Here is a 17952-nt window from a genome sequence, read left to right on the forward strand (position 1 = left end):
TCGAATGCCCTTCGGGCAATTTCCAAAGGTTGAGCTTTGGACCGCCATCGTATAAAGCTCGCTCGACTGTCGCTTTCGCCGCGATCCAGACTCCTCCCCCTGCCGCTGGCATTATTTCTCCCAAGGAACTGACCCCCAAATGACCGGTATCGATCTCATTATCTTCGATTGCGACGGTGTGCTCGTCGACTCGGAAATCATCGCCTCGGAAGTCGAGGCCGGATTACTGACGGAAGCGGGTTACCCGATCAGCGTCGAGCAAATGGCCGAGCGCTTCGCCGGCATGACCTGGCACAACACGCTGCTGGCGATCGAGAAGGAGGCGAGCATTCCGCTGTCGGCATCGCTGATCGACAAGGTCGATGCCATTCTCGACAAGCGGCTCGCCCGCGACATCAAGATCATCGAAGGCGTCAAGCCGGCGCTGATGCAACTGACGCTGCCGCATTGCGTCTGCTCCAACTCCACCTCCGAGCGCCTTGCCATCATGCTCGGCAAGGTCGGCATCAAGGACCATTTCGGCAAACATATCTATTCCGCACGTGATCTCGGCCCAGACCGCGTCAAGCCGAAGCCGGATATCTTCCTGCACGGTGCCGCCCAATTCGGCATCGATCCGTCGCGCGTCCTCGTTATCGAGGACTCGGTACATGGTATTCACGGCGCCCGCGCCGCAGGGATGCGGGTCGTCGGCTTCACCGGCGGCGCCCATACCTATCCCTCGCACGCGGACAAATTGACGGAAGCTGGCGCGGAGACGGTGATTTCCCGCATGGCGGTCCTGCCCGGCGTGATCGCGGCGCTCGCCGAATGGTCCGAGTCCGTGACGGCCTGACCCGTCGCGTCAGTGCGATCGGATCAATCTTTTTCGCCCCGGCTGCCGTTGGGACGGAATCCCGTGGGTTGTAATCGAGGCGCGTCCATTTCGGCGCGCGAGGACGCCATGCCGCATTGATTGTGCATGACCTTCCTTCGAAAATCATGGTTTTCGCGTTGCGCCCGAGGGCTATAACAAGCAGTCCATGAGCGTTTATTCCAAGGAGGAAAAATTATGCGTCTTTCGATATTGACCGGTTTGACGTTGGCGGCCGGTGTCGCTTTCGCACCGCTCGCCCACGCGGATATCACGATTGGCGTCATCACTCCGCTCACTGGCCCGGTCGCGGCCTTCGGCGAACAGGTCAAGAGCGGCGCCGAAGCGGCGGTCGAGGCGATCAACAATGCCGGCGGCATCAACGGCGAAAAGATCGTCATGAAGATCGTCGATGACGCCGGTGAACCAAAGCAAGCCGTATCCGTAGCCAACCAGCTCGCCGGCGAAGGCCTGCGCTTTGTTGTCGGCCCTGTAACCTCCGGCACCTCGATGCCGGCATCGGACGTGCTCGCGGAAAACGGCATCCTGATGGTCACACCGACGGCGACGACGCCGGATCTTACGACCCGCGGGCTTTGGAACGTGCTGCGCACCTGCGGACGGGACGACCAGCAGGCGGTCGTTGCCGCCGACTATGTCGTCAAGAACCTCAAGGACAAGCGCGTCGCCGTGCTGCACGACAAGGCCGCCTATGGCAAGGGGCTTGCCGACGGGTTCAAGGCCGCGATCAACGCGGGCGGTATAACCGAAGTCGTCTATGAGGGCCTGACCGCTGGTGAAAAGGACTTCGGCGCCATCGTCACGCGCCTCAAGGCAGAAAAAGTCGATGTCGTCTATTTCGGCGGCTATCATGCCGAAGGCGGCCTGCTCGTTCGCCAGATGCGCGACCAGGGCGTCGAGGCACAGCTTCTCGGCGGCGACGGCCTCTCCAACACCGAGTTCTGGGCCATCGGCGGCGAAGCGGCGAGCGGCACGATCTACACCAATGCGAGCGACGCGACCCGCAACCCGGCAGCCGCCCCCGCGATCGAGGCTCTCAAAGCTAAGAACATCCCGGCCGAAGCCTTCACGCTCAACGCCTATGCCGCCGTGCAGGTCCTCAAGGCCGGCATCGAAAAGGCGGGCTCCGCCGAGGACCCGACCGCAGTCGCGGCGGCAATCAAGTCCGGCGACGGGATCGACACCGTCATTGGCAAGCTGACCTACGGCGAAACCGGCGATCTCACCTCTCCGAGCTTCTCGCTCTACAAATGGGAAGCCGGCAAGAGCGTCGCCGCAGAGTAAGCGGACGGCGACGGACGAAAGGAAACGCCGGGGCATGCCCGGCGTTTTTTGTTGCGTGCTGCGGGATATCCCGTCCAGCGGTCTCACTGTGTCCGGGGCGGCCCCTCGTCGAAGCCGACAAAAACCTTGGCTTCGGCGCCGGCACCAGCGGGAAGCGTGACGTCGGCCTTGGTGAAAACGAACTGGGTCGAGGCGCTGCCCTGCGGAATCTCGACCGGAAATTGGGTAAGTTCGGAATAGAGCGTCTTTTCCCCATCCGTCGAGGCAACGCGGATCGGTAGGGTCACTTTGCCAGGTCCTCCAGCGGGGCCCGCCACGACACGTCCCTGCACCACCACCGTCACCTTGAGCGTATCCTCACTCTGCACGCATTGGCGCGTCGTGTCGGCAAGTGACGCCTGATAGACAACCTTGGTCGGATCGTCCTTAGCGCCCTTCGCATAGGTGCGGTAGCTGGAAGTGCCGTCCCGAAGAGTAACCTGAGGGCAGGCCGCCTGTATTACCGCAGGCGTCGCGGCGGACGCACTGCCGCCAGATTCGATGGCACCGCCAGTTTGCGTCTTGTTGCAGCCGGCGAGCGCCGCAAGAAGCGATACGGCGAGAACACGGCGAGATACTTTGCCAAACACTTTATACAACCTCTGCTGAACCCGGTTAAACACCAGATCACGATGAGTTTGGACTGGATCAATCCAAAATCATCGTGATCGATTCCAATAGTTTAAGGCGGCGACCGGGGGCGGAAGACCGCCTGAACCCTGCCCGCCAGGCCCTAGACCGAAAAGGATCGATCGAGGGCCCTTTCAAGGCCCACGGGCATCGTCTATAGCAGCGGCGTTTTGAAAAATCGATCCAGTCAGCCGTCTCATGCAGAAATTTCCGGAAGAGCGTGGTCAGCCGGAATTGCCAGGGTGACAAGATTGACGGGGTGTTTTGTCGGGGATTGACGCAAAAAGGCGGCCGGGTTGGGCGGACCTCTCATACGGTCGCGCTCTCGCGGAAACAGGACGAAGGGTGAAGACGGTGAAATATGTTTCGACACGGGGAGAAGCGGCGCCCCTCGGTTTTTGCGACGCACTTCTCGCAGGGCTCGCGCGTGACGGCGGGCTCTATCTGCCGAAGGAATGGCCGACGCTTTCGAAAAAGGAAATACGGGCGCTGCGCGGCAAGTCCTATCAGGAAATCGCCTTTGCCGTGCTCGAGCCCTTCACCAACGGCGAAATCCCGGCCGCCAAGTTTCGTGAGATGATCGACGAAGCCTATGCCACCTTCCGGCATCCGGCTGTCGTGCCGCTCGTCCAGACCGGAGCAAATTCCTTCGTGCTGGAGCTTTTCCACGGCTCGACGCTGGCCTTCAAGGACGTGGCCATGCAGTTGCTCGCCCGCCTCATGGATTATGTGCTTGCCGAGCGCGGCGAACGGGCGACCATCGTCGGCGCGACGTCAGGAGATACCGGTGGCGCGGCAATCGACGCTTTTGCAGGCAGAGAACGCACCGACATCTTCATTCTCTTCCCGCACGGCAAGGTCTCGCCAGTCCAGCAACGGCAGATGACGACATCCGCGGCCGCGAACGTGCATGCGATTGCGATCAAGGGCAATTTCGACGACTGCCAGAACCTGGTCAAAGCGATGTTCAACGACGGGAGCTTCCGCGACGGCGTCAAGCTCTCGGGCGTCAACTCGATCAACTGGGCGCGTATCATGGCCCAGATCGTCTACTATTTCACCGCCGCTATCTCGCTCGGCGGCCCCGACCGGAAGATTTCCTTCACCGTTCCGACCGGCAATTTCGGCGATATCTTCGCAGGCTACGTCGCCAAGCGCATGGGCTTGCCGATCGACAAGCTGATCATCGCGACCAACGAGAACGACATTCTCGCACGCACCCTGAAGGCCGGCCGATACGAAATGCGCGAGGTCAAGGCAACGACATCGCCATCGATGGATATCCAGATCTCCTCCAACTTCGAAAGACTGTTGTTCGAGGCTTACGATCGGGATCCGGCCAAGGTGCGTGCTGCCATGGCAGGCCTCAAGCAATCGGGCTCCTTCGCGATCGACGACGGTGCCCTGAAAAAAATTCGCAAGGAGTTCCGCGCGGCCCGCGCCTCGGAAAAAGAAGTGGCGAAGACGATCCGCAAGACTTTCGAGGACAGCGGCTATCTCCTTGATCCGCATACAGCAATCGGCGTGTTCGTGGCGGCCAAACACGAGAAATCCTCTGCGCCGATGGTGACGCTCGCGACGGCCCATCCGGCGAAATTCCCCGACGCAGTAAAATCGGCAAGTGGTATTGACCCCGCGCTTCCAACGTGGCTTGCTGATCTCATGAATAGGGCGGAGCGTTTCGATATCCTGGATCCGGAGCTTAAGAACGTCGAAACCTTCATCGGCGAGCGTACCCGCGTTCGGGAGTAGAACGAGAAGAAACGTATGATGAAAGTTAAGTGCACCCAGCTCCCTTCCGGGCTGACGGTGGTGACCGAGCGAATGCCGCATCTCGAAAGCGTGGCACTCGGCGTCTGGATCAAGTCCGGTTCGCGCAACGAAACCGTGGATGAACACGGCATAGCGCACCTGCTGGAGCACATGGCTTTCAAGGGGACCCGGCGGCGCACCGCCCGCCAGATCGCCGAGGAGATCGAGAATGTCGGCGGCGAACTCAACGCCGCCACGTCCACCGAAACGACCTCATACTATGCCCGCGTTCTCAAGGACCATGTGCCGCTGGCTGTCGACATCCTTGCCGACATCCTGACGGAATCGACCTTCGAGGACGAGGAACTCAGGCGCGAAAAACACGTCATCCTGCAGGAAATCGGTGCCGCCGACGACACACCGGACGACGTCGTCTTCGACCGCTTCGCCGAGGCGGCCTACCGCGACCAGACGGTCGGCCGCCCGATCCTCGGCACGCCGGACACCGTCATGTCCTTCTCGGCCGACCAGATTCGCCATTACCTCGGCCGCAACTACACGACCGACCGGATCTTCGTCGTGGCGGCCGGCGCGGTCGAGCACGACGCCTTCGTACGCGAGGTCGAGACACGCTTTTCCGCCCTGCCGCGCCTGCCGCATTCCATCCCCGTTCTCGATACGGCGCATTACACCGGCGGCGACACCCGCGAGAGCCGCGATCTCATGGATGCGCAAGTCCTGCTCGGCTTCGAGGGAAAGGCCTATCACGCACGCGACTTCTACTGTTCGCAGATCCTCGCCAACATTCTCGGCGGAGGCATGTCGTCGCGCCTGTTCCAGGAAGTGCGCGAGCACCGGGGCCTCTGTTATTCGGTCTATGCCTTTCACTGGGGCTTCTCCGACACCGGCATCTTCGGTGTCCATGCTGCCACCGGCGGGGAAAACCTGCCGGAATTGATGCCGGTAATCGTCGACGAACTGCGCAAATCATCGATGAGCATCGAGCAGCAGGAAATCGAGCGCGCCCGTGCGCAGATCCGCGCGCAGTTGCTCATGGGACAGGAAAGCCCTGCTGCGCGCGCCGGACAGATCGCCCGCCAGATGATTCTCTACGGCCGCCCCATTCCCAATGAGGAATTGATGGAACGGCTGTCCGGCATCACGAGGGAGCGCCTCACCGATCTCGCCGGCCGCTTGTTCTTCGATACGGTCCCGACACTGTCGGCGATCGGTCCGCTTGAACGGCTGGCTCCCGTGAGCGACATCCTGTCGTCGCTCAGCGCCAAGGCCGCCGAGGCGCATGCCGTGGCGATCTGACCGGATCTGCCGCCGGGCAACGGCTTAACCCAGCGAAACCGAAGTGTTTTTTCTTGTACAATTTCTGAAAATCGGATTCGATTCGAGCGCAAAGTTGTGCAACGTTTCAGAATGTAGCGGCGCTAACCGGAAGGCTTGATCGGCGGCGTCGCTGACGGGATGCATACGTCCCGTCGCGCATAATCGGCTGGGACGGACGAGGAAAATCCAGACGGCTTTTTGCCCGCCCCCGCCGCGATCCTGGTCTGGAGGGATATATGGCACGATCGGTTTTTCGGTTTCTGTCGCGGCAGCCCGAGTCGATCGAGATCGCCAACCGGAACTATGTGCTCCGCCTCCCCCGCTACGCCGACTATCGCCAATGGTATCAGCTGCGCAGCGAGAGCCGCGCCTTTCTGGAGCCGTGGGAGCCCAGCTGGCGTGCCGACGAAATGACCGAGAGCGCATTTCGCAGCCGTGTCATCCGCAACGAGCAGGAATATGCCTCCGGTCAGGCCGTCCCCTTGTTCCTTTTCCACAAGCCGGACGAAACACTCCTCGGCGGCCTCACCATCGGACATATCCGGCGAGGCGCTGCCCAGAACTGCATGATCGGCTACTGGATGGGGCAGAAATATGCGGGCCAGGGGCACATGTACGAGGCGCTGAAACTGACGATCCCTTACATCTTTTCGGTCCTTGAGTTGCACCGTATCGAAGCTGCCTGTATTCCAGAAAATGCTCGGAGCATCCGGCTCCTTGAAAAGGCCGGCTTTGAGCGTGAAGGCTATTTGAGACAGTACTTGAAGATAAACGGGCAGTGGCGGGACCATCTGATGTTTTCCCTCCTGTCCGCAGACGCCGTACCGAACAGGAATATGCCCCTTTGATGCCCCGAACCTCTAAGCCGTTCGCGCGACCAGCCGCAAAGCTGGCGGCGTTTCTGGTCGCATTCGTCGTCTTCGCCATTGGCTTTGCCGGCGGCGTCGCGCATGCGCTCGAACCGGTGAAGATCTCGCGCGAGGATACGGCACTCGATCTGACGGCCACGACCGAGATCTATAGTGGAAGGGGCGAGGCGTTCCAGGTTTCGACGGCGCCCGGCACCGACGGCATAGTGCGCCGCATCGAGGTGCGCTCGAGTACCGAGAACCACCAGGGCGATTGGGCGGTCTTCGCGCTCGCAAATGTCTCCGAGGAGCAGCTCGAGCGCGTGATCGTCGCGCCGCATTTCCGGCTCGTGAATTCAAAGCTGTTCTGGCCGGACCTCGGTTCCCAGCGCATCCTGTCCATCACACCGAGCGAAGGCTTTGCCCTCGACCGGCAGCCGAGCGATGAGGCCGACGTTTTCCGCATCACCCTCAATCCGGGCGCCGTCATCACCTTCGTCGCCGAGCTTGCCACTCCCGATCTGCCGCAGATCTATCTTTGGCAGCCCGATGCCTACAAGGACACGGTCAATGCGTTCACGCTCTACCGTGGCATCGTGCTCGGGATCGCCGGTCTTCTGGCGGTATTCCTGACGATCCTCTTCGTCGTCAAGGGAACCTCGATGCTGCCGGCGACGGCCGCGCTTGCCTGGGCAGTGCTCGCCTACATCTGCGTCGATTTCGGATTCCTGTCGAAGCTGATCAGCGTCACCGCCGGCGACGAGCGAATATGGCGAGCGGGCACCGAAGTCTTCCTGGCGGCCGGACTGGTCGTTTTCCTCTTCACCTACCTCAACCTCAATCGCTGGCATCAGCATCTCGGCTATGCAACGCTCGCCTGGATTCTTGGCCTGGCACTGCTCTTCGGCGTCGCGGTCTATGACCCGGCGATCGCCTCGGGCATTGCCCGCCTCTCCTTCGCGCTAACGGCAAGCGTCGGCATCGTGCTGATCGCCTATCTCGGCTTCAACCGCTACGACCGCGCGATCCTTCTGGTTCCGGCCTGGCTTCTGATTCTTGTCTGGCTTTTCGGCGCATGGCTCGCGGTCACCGGCCAGCTCGCCAACGATATCGTTCAGCCGGCGCTCGGCGGCGGCCTCGTGCTGATCGTGCTCTTGATCGGCTTCACCGTGATGCAGCATGCCTTCGCGGGCGGCGCTTATCAGCAAGGTCTTTTCTCCGATCTGGAGCGGCAGTCGCTCGCGCTTACGGGATCGGGTGACACCGTGTGGGATTGGGACGTCGCGCGCGACCGCGTCGTGACCATCCCGGACATCTCGCACCAGCTCGGCCTGTCGCTCGGAACGATGAACGGCCCCGTCCGGAACTGGGTGCCACGCCTGCACCCGGACGACCGCGATCGTTTCCGCGCAACGCTCGACGTGCTGCTGGAGCATAGGCGCGGCCGGCTGAACCATGAATTTCGCGTACGCGCCGAAGATGGCCACTATCATTGGCTGTCGATCCGCGCGCGCCCGGTGCTCGGCGCAAACGGTGAGATCATCCGTTGCGTCGGGACCATCGTCGACATCACCGAACAGCGCAATTCGATCGAGCGGCTGTTGCACAACGCGCTCCACGACAATCTGACCGGCCTTCCGAACAGACAGGTGTTTCTCGACCGCTTGCAGGCAATTCTGCTGATGGCCGACGGCTCCGGCTCGGTGCGACCGACCGTTCTTGCGATCGACATCGATCGCTACAAGCAAGTCAATGATTTGCTCGGCATCGCGGCCGGCGACAACATTCTCATCGCGTTGACGCGCCGTCTGCGCCGTCTGCTGCGTCCGCAGGACACACTGGCACGCCTCGGCGGCGATCAATTCGGCCTGATCCTTCTGTCCGAGCGCGATCCGGCGAAAATCGCCGATTTTGCCGATGCGGTCAGCAAGGCGATCATGGTCCCGCTCAACTACGGCAATCGCGAGATCAATCTCACTGCCTCGATCGGCCTAGTTTCCTGGCTCGACCAGGAGCAGAGCGCAGCCGGCCTTCTCGACGACGCGGAGCTCGCGATGTTCCGCGCCAAGAAGGCAGGCGGCAACCGTGTCGAACCGTTCCGTCCAGCCTTCAGAACCTCCGGGTCGGATCGCCTGCAGCTCGAGGCGGACCTGAAGCGGGCGATCGAGCGCAAGGAACTTTCGCTGGTCTACCAGCCGATCGTCCGGCTCAACGACGCCGAAATCGCCGGCTTCGAGGCGCTGATGCGCTGGGATCATCCGAAGCGCGGCAACGTCTCGCCGACGGAATTCATCCCGATCGCCGAGAATTCCGATCTCATCAATCAGCTTGGCATGTTCGCCTTCGACAGGGCGACGAGCGACCTCACCGATTGGCAGATACAGACGGGCGACCTGCCGATCTTCGTGGCGATCAATCTTTCGAGCGCACAGCTTCTGAACAACGAGCTTTATGACGACATTCGGGCGGTGCTCAACAAGAACCGCTGCGATCCGGCGAAGGTCAAGATGGAGCTGACGGAATCGCTGGTGATGGAAAATCCGGAACAGGCGCGGCTCGTCCTCGAAAAGCTCAAGGAGGCAGGTCTGCGGCTGGCGCTCGACGATTTCGGCACCGGCCACTCGTCACTCTCCTACCTGACGCGTTTCCCCTTCGACACGATCAAGATCGACAAGGCGCTCGTGCGCGACCCGAGCGACAAGCGCGGCATCCTTTTGCGTTCCGTGATCACGATGGCCCGCGAACTCGATATGCAGGTGGTCGCCGAAGGCATCGAGTCCGAAGAAGATGCGATCCAACTCGCCCAGATGGGTTGCGACTACGGCCAGAGTTTCCTCTTCGGCCCGCCGGTCGGATCGGAATCGATCCTGCGTCTGTTGAAGGAACGGTTTCCACTGATGAAGAGGGCTTGAGATCAGCGAAGGTGCGGACGCCGAAAGCTAAGCGCGGCGCCTTGTGTGTATCAACTTCCCAATGAAATCGAGCTTTTCGATCACCGGACGCGACAGCACGAAAGGGTAGCTGTCGGGCTGCCCCATGCTACGTTGAATGCTGTTCAGCGCTACGCTGAGCGGTATCCAAGCGTCGACGAGTGTCTGTGCGTCCTGCGCCGCATAGGGGTCGAAGTCCACTTCTGCTGCCGTTCCTCGATGGCTCGGATCAGTCGAGAGACCGAAGGCGCGCGCCGTTTCCAGCGCATCCACGATGTGGAGATAATGCGCCCAGCATTCGGCGAAATCTTCGGCTGGATGGCAGCTTGCATAAGTGGAAATGAAGCGGTCCTGCCAGTCCGCAGGCGGGCCATACTCGTAGTTTCGTCGCAGCGCCTCCGCGTAATCTTGGCGCTCGTCGCCGAACAATGCTCGCCCCTCCGCCAGCGTCTGGTCGTCGCGGAAAAGCTGAGCCCAGTAGAAGTGTCCTATCTCGTGGCGGAAGTGGCCAAGCAACGTCCGATAGGGCTCGTTCATCGACACCCTGATGCTTTCGCGTGTCTCGTCATCGGCCTCAACGGCGCGCAATCTGATCACACCGTCCTCGTAACCGGTCATCGCCGGGACGACGTTTCCGCCGTCATCAAGCTCGTCGGCGAGAAAATCGAAAACCAGGCCAGCTTCCGGATCTTCGCTGCGATCGGGGTGAGGTAAGTTCAACCGGATCAGCGAATAGAAGAGGTGCCGCTGCGCTTGCCCTATGCGCTGCCATCGCCGCAACCCTTCGGGCCTACCGGTCACAGGCACGATCCGATTGTGACGACATGCCATGCAATAGGAACCCGATTCCGCGTCGGTCAGCATCCAATTGCAAACGTCGGTTGCTGCATTGGCACAAAACCGCAGGCTTCTGTCCGGCAGCGCAGCACTTTGCCAGAGTTTGCCGTCAGCCGGCACCACAGTGTACATCGCACTCTGTTCGGGGAGAAAGCCAAGTTGGCCGCCGCAGGCGACGCAGACACGGTTGTCGAAATAGACCGGCTGGCCACAATTGCTGCACTGGAAGAGCTTCATAGAGCCACCGGCTGCACGGGTTAACACAGCATGCGTCACGAGCGGGAACTGCGCTCGGTAACGAAACAGGGCTGGAGAGGTTCCCCAGGGTCGGCAACGCGACCGGCTTCACCGTCAAGCGTGGCCGGCATCCGTGGAAAGCATCGCGGAGCTGACGCCCATCAGCTCGAGCGCCCGGTCATATTTCTCGTCCAAGGCGCGGTCGAAGATCAGCTCCTCGCGTGCGGGGCAAGTCAGCCAGCCGTTCTGGGCGATCTCGTTCTCGAGTTGGCCGGGCCCCCATCCTGCATAACCAAGCAGCATCGTCGCCTTGAGGGGTCCCTCGCCACGCGAAATGGCTCGGACGATATCGAGCGTTGCCGTCAGGCAGATGTCATCGCTGACGGGAATGCTGGAATCGCTCAAATAATCGTCAGAATGCAGCACGAAGCCGCGGCCGGTCTCGACCGGACCGCCTGCCTGTATCTGAAATTCCCTTGTCGTTGCGGGCAGGCGGATCGCCTCCTCCTCGTCAAGGATCTGCAGATGCAAGAGCACATCCGGGAAGGTCAGCCGTTGGGGCCGGTTGAGGACGAATCCCATCGCCCCGTCCTCGGAATGGGCGCAGACGAAAATGACTGTGCGGGCAAAATTGGCATCAAACATGCTCGGCATGGCGATCAGGAATTGACCGTCAAGGAAACCACGCTCGCGTGTCTTGTGCAGCACCGTTGTCGCCATAATGGGTATAGCCTACCAATTCGTCACGAAATGAAAAGCGCCTCTACGTGGCGGCTGCGAAAATTTGCACGCACGCCGCTCCCGCGTGCCGATCAAGCGATTATGATCGCCGGCATAGGCAGCGGTGGCTGGCGGCACGGGCCGAAGAGCGGTAATGCTTAACCCATGACCACGCGCCCCACAGTAGAGAAGATGGTCCAACGCGCCGCCACGGCAAGTCTTCTGCCTTTATTTTTTCTATTTTTTCCTCCCGCCAAATCGCATGCGGCCGCCAGCGAATGGGTGACGTCGGCCGGTGGCGCCATCCGTCTCGTCGCCGCGCAGCCCGAAGCGGACGGCACCATACCGGCTATTCTCGAGGTCAAGCTCAAACCCGGCTGGAAGACCTACTGGCGCAATCCGGGGGCAAGCGGAATACCCCCACAGATTACGATCGACCCCTCCTCTGGCGTTGTTCTGAAGGGCATCGATTTCCCCGCACCGAGGACCTTCGGTGAAGGACCGGCGCGCTATGTCGGGTATGACACCCCCGTCACCTTCCCGCTCGCGCTGAAGAGAACACGTGGCGACGGCGACCTCGCCCTCCGCGCGTCCGTCTTCCTGGGCATCTGCGAGGACATCTGCATCCCGGTCCAAGGCGAACTGAACCTTGTCCTCAAGAAGGGCGAGTTCGACAATCCGCTCGACAGGGCACGCATCGCCGATGCCGTGGCGGCCCTGCCGCAAGCCCCGTCGACCGATTTCAACGTCACGACAGCAAGCTTCGATGCAGAGGCTGGAGCGATCCGGCTCCGCCTTCAATTACCTCCGGAGGCAAAGACTGGTCAGCCGGATCTCTTTCTCGCCGGCCCCTCCGGCATGAGCTTCGGCGAGCCGGCCTTCGGAGCTGAAACGGGCATTCAGCGCACCGCGGACATCCCGGTAAAGCTCTCGGGGAAGGACAAGAACATCAAGGGAAAGCCGATTGCACTGACTGTGCGCGCTGGCAGCCGGAGCATGGAAACGACCCTTGCCTTTGATTGATCGCGACCTATAGTCCCTCACGCGTTCGGTCGCTCCCATCGCACCGAACTCGTTCATATCAGGGAGAGAACTGTGACTATTTCCGTCGGAGACAAGCTGCCCACCGCAACTTTCAAGGAAAAGACTGCCGACGGCCCGGTTGAGGTGACGACGGAAGAGCTCTTCAAAGGCAAACGCGTCGTTCTTTTTGCCGTTCCCGGTGCCTTCACGCCCACCTGCTCGCTCAATCACCTTCCCGGCTATCTCGAAAACCGCGACGCGATCCTTGCCCGCGGCGTCGACGACATTGCCGTGGTCGCGGTCAATGACCTGCACGTCATGGGCGCCTGGGCAACCGCGTCCGGCGGCTTGGGCAAAATCCACTTCCTGTCGGACTGGGATGCCGCTTTCACGAAGGCGCTAGGCATGGATATCGATCTATCCGCTGGTACGCTCGGCATCCGCTCCAAGCGCTACTCGATGCTGGTCGAAGACGGGGTGGTAAAGGCGCTGAACGTCGAGGACTCCCCCGGTCAGGCGACCGTTTCGGGCGCGGCCGCCATGCTGGAGCAGCTTTGAAAAGCTCGGATCAATCAAACGGGCCGGGTCCGGCCCGTTTCTTATGAGACGATATCCGGGCGGCGCGCTTTCTTGAACGGCTCCATGCCCTTGCGCGCGAGCTCATCCGCGCGCTCGTTCTCCGGATGTCCCGCATGGCCCTTGACCCAATGCCAGGTCACCTTGTGGCGTCCCCTCGCCTCATCGAGCGCCTGCCAAAGCTCGCCATTCTTCACCGGCTTCCGATCCCCGGTCTTCCAGCCATTGCGCTTCCAGCCGTGAATCCATTTGGAGATGCCGTCCATGACGTATTTGCTGTCAGTGTGAAGATCGACTTCGCAGGGTTGCTTCAGCGCATTCAGCGCCGAGATCGCGGCCAGCAACTCCATGCGGTTGTTGGTAGTCTCGGCCTCTCCACCGGACATTTCCTTCTCGACGTCGCCGTAGCGAAGCACTGCACCCCAGCCGCCCGGGCCGGGATTTCCCGAACAGGCGCCATCGGTAAAGATGTCGACGTGCTTCATGCCGATGCCTCTTGACGCGTGAGGCCGTATTCGGCGCTCGACAGGATAGCGCGATGGAAGCGGATCTTCGTCAGGTATTCGAGCGGATCCTTCTTCACCACGAGTGCGCCGGGAGGCGTCATCAGCCAGTCGTAAAGGCGGGTCAGGAAGAAGCGCAGGGCTGCCCCCCGCGCAAGCAACGGCAGGGCCGCCACTTCTTCTGCCGTCAGCCTTCGTACACTCTGGTAACCCGACAGCAGCGCCATGCCCTTGGTGATGTTGTAGGAACCGTTCTTCTCGAAGCACCAGGAATTCAGGCAGACGGCGACGTCATAAGCAAGGAAATCGTTGCAGGCGAAATAGAAATCGATGAGGCCCGATAGGCGATCGCCAAGGAAGAAGACGTTGTCGGGGAAGAGATCGGCGTGGATGACGCCTTCCGGCAGGTTCTTCGGCCAGCGTGCCTCCAGATAGCTCAGCTCCGCCGCGATCTCATCCTTCAAGCCGGCCTGCACTTCATCGGCACGGGCCTCCGAGTTCTGCCAGAGCGGACGCCAGCCAGCAACCGAGAGCGCGTTGGCGCGCTTCAAAGGAAAATCCTGGCCTGCGACATGCATGGCTGCAAGTGCGCGGCCGACTTCACGGCAATGCTGCGCCTCGGGCTTTCTCAACCACATGCCTTCGAGGAAGGAGATCACGGCGGCCGGACGGCCGGACAGTTCCCCCAGAAGCTCGCCGTCCGCGCGCGGCAGCGGCAGCGGGCAGGACAGCCCCCGTTCGGCCAGATGGTGCATCAGGCCAAGGAAGAACGGCAGATCGTCCGCGTTCACACGCCTTTCGTAAAGCGTGAGAATATAAGAGCCCTTGGTCGTGTGGAGAAGGAAGTTCGAGTTTTCGACCCCTTCCGCAATGCCCTTGTAGGAGGTCAGGGCACCTACGTCATAGGCTGCCAGAAAACGGATCAGATCGTCTTCCGTGATGTCGGTATAAACTGCCAAGGTTCGCCACTTTCAGAAACGCAATTCGGGTAGTTGGAGCAGCCGCGGGCGGAACACCGCGCTTTGATTATTCGCCGTTGACGAAAGCCATGTCGGCGGTGGTCAATTCGACGTGGCGGAGCTCCCGGTTGACGAGAAAGTTCTCATTTTCCTCGACCGTATCGGCAAGCTCTACCACCGCATCGTAACGCTCGCGGAACGCCTCGATGATTTCGTTGACGATGACTTCCGGCGCAGACGCGCCTGCCGACAGGCCGACCGTAGAGATGTCCCCGATCGCTTCCCAGTCGATTTCCGACGCGCGCTGGACCAGAACCGATTTCTTTGCGCCGGCTCTCAGCGCCACTTCGACGAGGCGCTTGGAATTGGACGAATTCGGCGCGCCGACGATCAGGAACAAGTCGCAGCCCAGTGCCGCCTGCTTTACCGCTTCCTGGCGGTTCGTGGTCGCGTAGCAGATCGAATCGGCCGCCGGCGCAGTCAGATTCGGGAAGCGCTCGTGCAGCCGCTTGATTACGCCGGCGGTGTCGTCGACCGACAGCGTCGTCTGGGTCACGAATCCGAGATTATCGGGATCCGGCGGCACGTAGACGTCCGCGTCTTCGACGGTCTCGACAAGCGACACGGCGCCCTCGGGCAGTTGGCCCATCGTGCCGATAACCTCCGGGTGCCCAGCATGACCGATGAGCACGACATGGCGTCCCAGCCGATGGTGACGCATCGCCTGCTTGTGCACCTTCGACACAAGCGGGCAGGTGGCGTCGAGATAGAAGAGATTGCGCGCATCCGCATCCGCCGGCACGGACTTCGGAACGCCATGGGCCGAAAAGACCACCGGCTGCTTGCGATGCTCCGGCGGAATCTCGTCCAACTCCTCGACGAAGATCGCACCCTTGGCCTCAAGCCCCTCGACAACATAGCGGTTGTGCACGATCTCGTGGCGGACGTAGACCGGCGCGCCGAACTCTTTCAACGCCAGAACGACGATCTGGATCGCCCGATCAACGCCGGCGCAGAAGCCACGCGGGCCGCAGAGGCGAATGGTAACCGGAGATTTTGCTGCCGCGGATGAGGCCATGAGTCACGAAACTGTAGAACAAACAGGGGCGAACATAGCCGGGCTAACCCGGCCATGCGCCATATATAGCGGCAACGGCAACGCACACAAGGAAGAACACCTTCAACCGAGCAAATGCCGCGTCCCGGCTCGGATCGCCGGACAAGATCGCATGCGCCTCATGTCCGGGATCCGACGTCGGAAGCGGAATTTTCCTGATTGGGCTGCCGCCTGCGGCGATAGAAGTAAACGCCACTCACCGCCACGAGCGCAGCTGCAAGGCCGTACCACGTAACGGCATATTGCAGATGGTTGTTCGGCAAGTCGAATTGCGTGACGCCGCCGATCGGCAGACCGCCTGGATTTGGGGAGGCATCGGCGTCCACGAAGAAGGGGACAAGACGACCGGTCGCAATACCGGCCGCGGCCGCCATCGCGTCGAGGTCCTTCCAGTAGAAAATGTTCTTGGCGACGTCGTTATCGGGAACGAGAGAGGAAGGCTTTTCCGAAAGTCTCGGGCGGGCAAGCCCGTTCACCGTTACCGTTCCGGCAACCTGCCCGTCGGGGCGCACCGACGCGTCCTTCTTCTCGAACGGCACGAAGCCGCGATTGACGAAAAGGGCGCGGCCATCTTCGAGCATCAGCGGGGTGAAGACGTAGTAGCCGGTGCGACCTTCGTGGGTGGCGAAGAAATGGCGCTCCTTGCCGTGATCGTAGGTGCCCAATACACGAACGGTGCGGTAGTCGATGTCCTCGCCCGCAGCAGCCATCGTCTCGATTTCCTTGAGCGAGACCGGCGGCGCCGTGCGCCGCTCCGCGATCGCGGTCAGCAGTGCCTCCTTCCACTGAAGCCGCTGCATCTGCCATGTGCCGAGCGACAAAAGCACGCCAAGAGCCGCAACCACCAGGAAAAGGCCGGCAATCTTGCCGAGGCGGCCGCGCCCCTCAGGCTTGCGCTTCTCAACCACGATCAATCTCACCCGGACGCGCGCTGTGCCGGTATTGCAGATTGATCAGCACGCCCTTCAGCATCCGCGTGAGAGCGAGGCTAAGGACCGTTGCTAGCGGTATCCACAGCAGGAAATGCAGCCACAGCGGCGGATTGATGTTGACCTCCATCCACAGCGCCGCGCCGACGACGATGAAGCCGACGACCAGGATGACGAAGACCACAGGTCCGTCGCCGGAATCGGCAAAGCGATAGTCGAGTTCGCAATTGCTGCAAACCGGGCGCAGTTTCAGGAAGCCATCGAAAAGCTGACCCTGGCCGCAGCGCGGGCAGTGCCCCTTGATGCCAGTCAAGATCGGATCGACCGGCGGATAGAGCGCCTTGTCGTCAGTCATTGCTCAACCTCCAAATGCAAGGGGCGGCCGCATTTCCGCAGGCCGCCCCGAATTCAGTACACCTTCGCCGGCCTGTTAGCCGTGGGCGACCGGCGCACCCCAGCTACCCCAGATATAGATCGAGAAGAAGAGGAACAGCCAGACCACGTCAACGAAGTGCCAGTACCAGGCAGCTGCCTCGAGGCCGAAGTGATGCTTCGGAGTAAAGTCGCCACGCATTGCGCGCAACAGGCAGACCAGCAGGAAGATCGTGCCGACCAGAACGTGGAAACCGTGGAAGCCGGTCGCCATGAAGAAGGTGGCGCCGTAGATCGAATCCCTGAACGCAAACGGCGCGTGCGCATATTCATAGCCCTGGACGAACGAAAACAGTGCGCCAAGCAGGACCGTCAACGTCAGACCGTAGACGAGGCCCTTGCGGTCGTTGTGCAGCAGCGCGTGGTGCGCCCAGGTAACGGTGGTGCCGGACAGCAGCAGGATTACGGTGTTGTAAAGCGGCAGGTGCCACGGATCGAGCACCTCGATGCCCTTCGGCGGCCAGACGCCGCCGGTGTAGGTCGTGCGCGCGGCCTGGATCGCTTCGCCTGCAAAGAGGCTCGCATCGAAGAAGGCCCAGAACCAGGCTACGAAGAACATCACCTCCGAGGCGATGAACATGATCATGCCATAGCGCAGGTGCAGCGACACGACGCGGGTATGATGTCCCTCATGCGCTTCCTTGATCGTGTCCGACCACCAGCCGAACATCGTGTAGAGCACGAGCGCCAAGCCGATGAAGAAGACCCAGGGATTGGCAAGCTCCGCACCGAACAGCTTGAACGAACCACCGGCGACATAGCGCATGAAGCCAACGCCGCCCAAAGCCATGATGAAGGCGCCGATGGAGGCGAGCAACGGCCATGGGCTCGGGTCTATGATGTGGTAGTCGTGATTCTTCTGATGCGCATCGGCCATGTCAGTAATCCCCGATAGGTCTTTCTCTTGTCGCCCGCCCGGCATAG

The 17952-nt window shown here is 61.3% G+C and carries 17 protein-coding genes; 8 read left to right on the top strand and 9 right to left on the bottom strand.

The window, feature by feature from the left end; genetic code table 11:
* The first annotated feature begins 139 nt into the window (after window positions 1–139).
* Both PZN02_RS01345 and PZN02_RS01350 read left to right on the top strand, forming a co-directional pair.
* Window positions 140–835: an HAD family hydrolase gene (locus PZN02_RS01345; RefSeq protein ID WP_280659858.1), complete on the top strand. Its 696-nt coding sequence runs from the start codon at window positions 140–142 to the stop codon at window positions 833–835.
* A 216-nt stretch (window positions 836–1051) separates the two neighbouring features.
* A complete protein-coding gene (locus PZN02_RS01350; RefSeq protein ID WP_280659859.1) occupies window positions 1052–2158 on the top strand; it encodes an ABC transporter substrate-binding protein in 1107 nt (368 codons plus the stop codon).
* Between the two features lie 83 nt (window positions 2159–2241).
* Here the strand turns inward: PZN02_RS01350 and PZN02_RS01355 are convergent, their stop codons facing one another.
* Window positions 2242–2787, bottom strand: coding sequence for a hypothetical protein (locus tag PZN02_RS01355; protein WP_280659860.1), 546 nt, complete (start codon window positions 2785–2787; stop codon window positions 2242–2244).
* A gap of 394 nt (window positions 2788–3181) precedes the next feature.
* On the opposite strand from PZN02_RS01355, the gene thrC reads away from it, so the two are divergent.
* The 4 genes from thrC to PZN02_RS01375 all read left to right on the top strand — a co-directional run bounded on the left by thrC (window position 3182) and on the right by PZN02_RS01375 (window position 9677).
* Complete coding sequence (gene thrC, locus PZN02_RS01360; RefSeq protein WP_280661574.1) at window positions 3182–4579, top strand: threonine synthase; 1398 nt, start codon at window positions 3182–3184, stop codon at window positions 4577–4579.
* Between the two features lie 15 nt (window positions 4580–4594).
* Window positions 4595–5896 carry a M16 family metallopeptidase gene (locus tag PZN02_RS01365; protein ID WP_280659861.1) on the top strand — a complete coding sequence of 434 codons (1302 nt, stop codon included), beginning with the start codon at window positions 4595–4597 and terminating at the stop codon, window positions 5894–5896.
* A gap of 257 nt (window positions 5897–6153) precedes the next feature.
* Window positions 6154–6765, top strand: coding sequence for a GNAT family N-acetyltransferase (locus PZN02_RS01370; RefSeq protein WP_280659862.1), 612 nt, complete (start codon window positions 6154–6156; stop codon window positions 6763–6765).
* Window positions 6765–9677, top strand: coding sequence for a sensor domain-containing phosphodiesterase (locus tag PZN02_RS01375; RefSeq protein ID WP_280659863.1), 2913 nt, complete (start codon window positions 6765–6767; stop codon window positions 9675–9677). The genes PZN02_RS01370 and PZN02_RS01375 overlap by 1 nt, the downstream gene beginning before the upstream one ends.
* Before the next feature lie 27 nt (window positions 9678–9704).
* Here PZN02_RS01375 and PZN02_RS01380 read toward each other — a convergent pair whose 3' ends face one another.
* Window positions 9705–10769 (bottom strand): zinc-binding metallopeptidase family protein, encoded by a 1065-nt coding sequence (locus PZN02_RS01380; protein ID WP_280659864.1) that lies wholly within the window; start codon window positions 10767–10769, stop codon window positions 9705–9707.
* A gap of 114 nt (window positions 10770–10883) precedes the next feature.
* Complete coding sequence (locus PZN02_RS01385) at window positions 10884–11489, bottom strand: YqgE/AlgH family protein (protein ID WP_280659865.1); 606 nt, start codon at window positions 11487–11489, stop codon at window positions 10884–10886.
* A gap of 165 nt (window positions 11490–11654) precedes the next feature.
* On the opposite strand from PZN02_RS01385, the gene PZN02_RS01390 reads away from it, so the two are divergent.
* Together PZN02_RS01390 and PZN02_RS01395 are read left to right on the top strand one after the other, a co-directional pair.
* Window positions 11655–12512 carry a protein-disulfide reductase DsbD domain-containing protein gene (locus PZN02_RS01390; protein ID WP_280659866.1) on the top strand — a complete coding sequence of 286 codons (858 nt, stop codon included), beginning with the start codon at window positions 11655–11657 and terminating at the stop codon, window positions 12510–12512.
* A gap of 72 nt (window positions 12513–12584) precedes the next feature.
* Window positions 12585–13070, top strand: coding sequence for a peroxiredoxin (locus tag PZN02_RS01395; RefSeq protein WP_280659867.1), 486 nt, complete (start codon window positions 12585–12587; stop codon window positions 13068–13070).
* A gap of 41 nt (window positions 13071–13111) precedes the next feature.
* Here the strand turns inward: PZN02_RS01395 and rnhA are convergent, their stop codons facing one another.
* The 6 genes from rnhA to PZN02_RS01425 form a co-directional block, all read right to left on the bottom strand.
* Window positions 13112–13573, bottom strand: coding sequence for a ribonuclease HI (rnhA, locus tag PZN02_RS01400; protein WP_280659868.1), 462 nt, complete (start codon window positions 13571–13573; stop codon window positions 13112–13114).
* Window positions 13570–14550 carry a homoserine kinase gene (locus PZN02_RS01405; protein WP_280659869.1) on the bottom strand — a complete coding sequence of 327 codons (981 nt, stop codon included), beginning with the start codon at window positions 14548–14550 and terminating at the stop codon, window positions 13570–13572. Before PZN02_RS01405 ends, rnhA begins: the two co-directional genes overlap by 4 nt.
* A gap of 67 nt (window positions 14551–14617) precedes the next feature.
* Complete coding sequence (gene ispH / locus PZN02_RS01410) at window positions 14618–15628, bottom strand: 4-hydroxy-3-methylbut-2-enyl diphosphate reductase (protein WP_280659870.1); 1011 nt, start codon at window positions 15626–15628, stop codon at window positions 14618–14620.
* A 158-nt stretch (window positions 15629–15786) separates the two neighbouring features.
* Window positions 15787–16575 carry an SURF1 family protein gene (locus PZN02_RS01415; RefSeq protein WP_280659871.1) on the bottom strand — a complete coding sequence of 263 codons (789 nt, stop codon included), beginning with the start codon at window positions 16573–16575 and terminating at the stop codon, window positions 15787–15789.
* Entirely contained in the window at window positions 16568–16951 is a 384-nt protein-coding gene (locus PZN02_RS01420; protein WP_280659872.1) for a DUF983 domain-containing protein, read from the bottom strand. The genes PZN02_RS01415 and PZN02_RS01420 overlap by 8 nt, the downstream gene beginning before the upstream one ends.
* 75 nt (window positions 16952–17026) lie before the next feature.
* Window positions 17027–17905, bottom strand: a complete 879-nt coding sequence (locus tag PZN02_RS01425) for a cytochrome c oxidase subunit 3 (RefSeq protein ID WP_280659873.1) — start codon at window positions 17903–17905, stop codon at window positions 17027–17029.
* Window positions 17906–17952 lie beyond the last annotated feature (47 nt).

Origin of the sequence: Sinorhizobium garamanticum (genome assembly GCF_029892065.1) — a bacterium.
Classification (GTDB): domain Bacteria; phylum Pseudomonadota; class Alphaproteobacteria; order Rhizobiales; family Rhizobiaceae; genus Sinorhizobium; species Sinorhizobium garamanticum.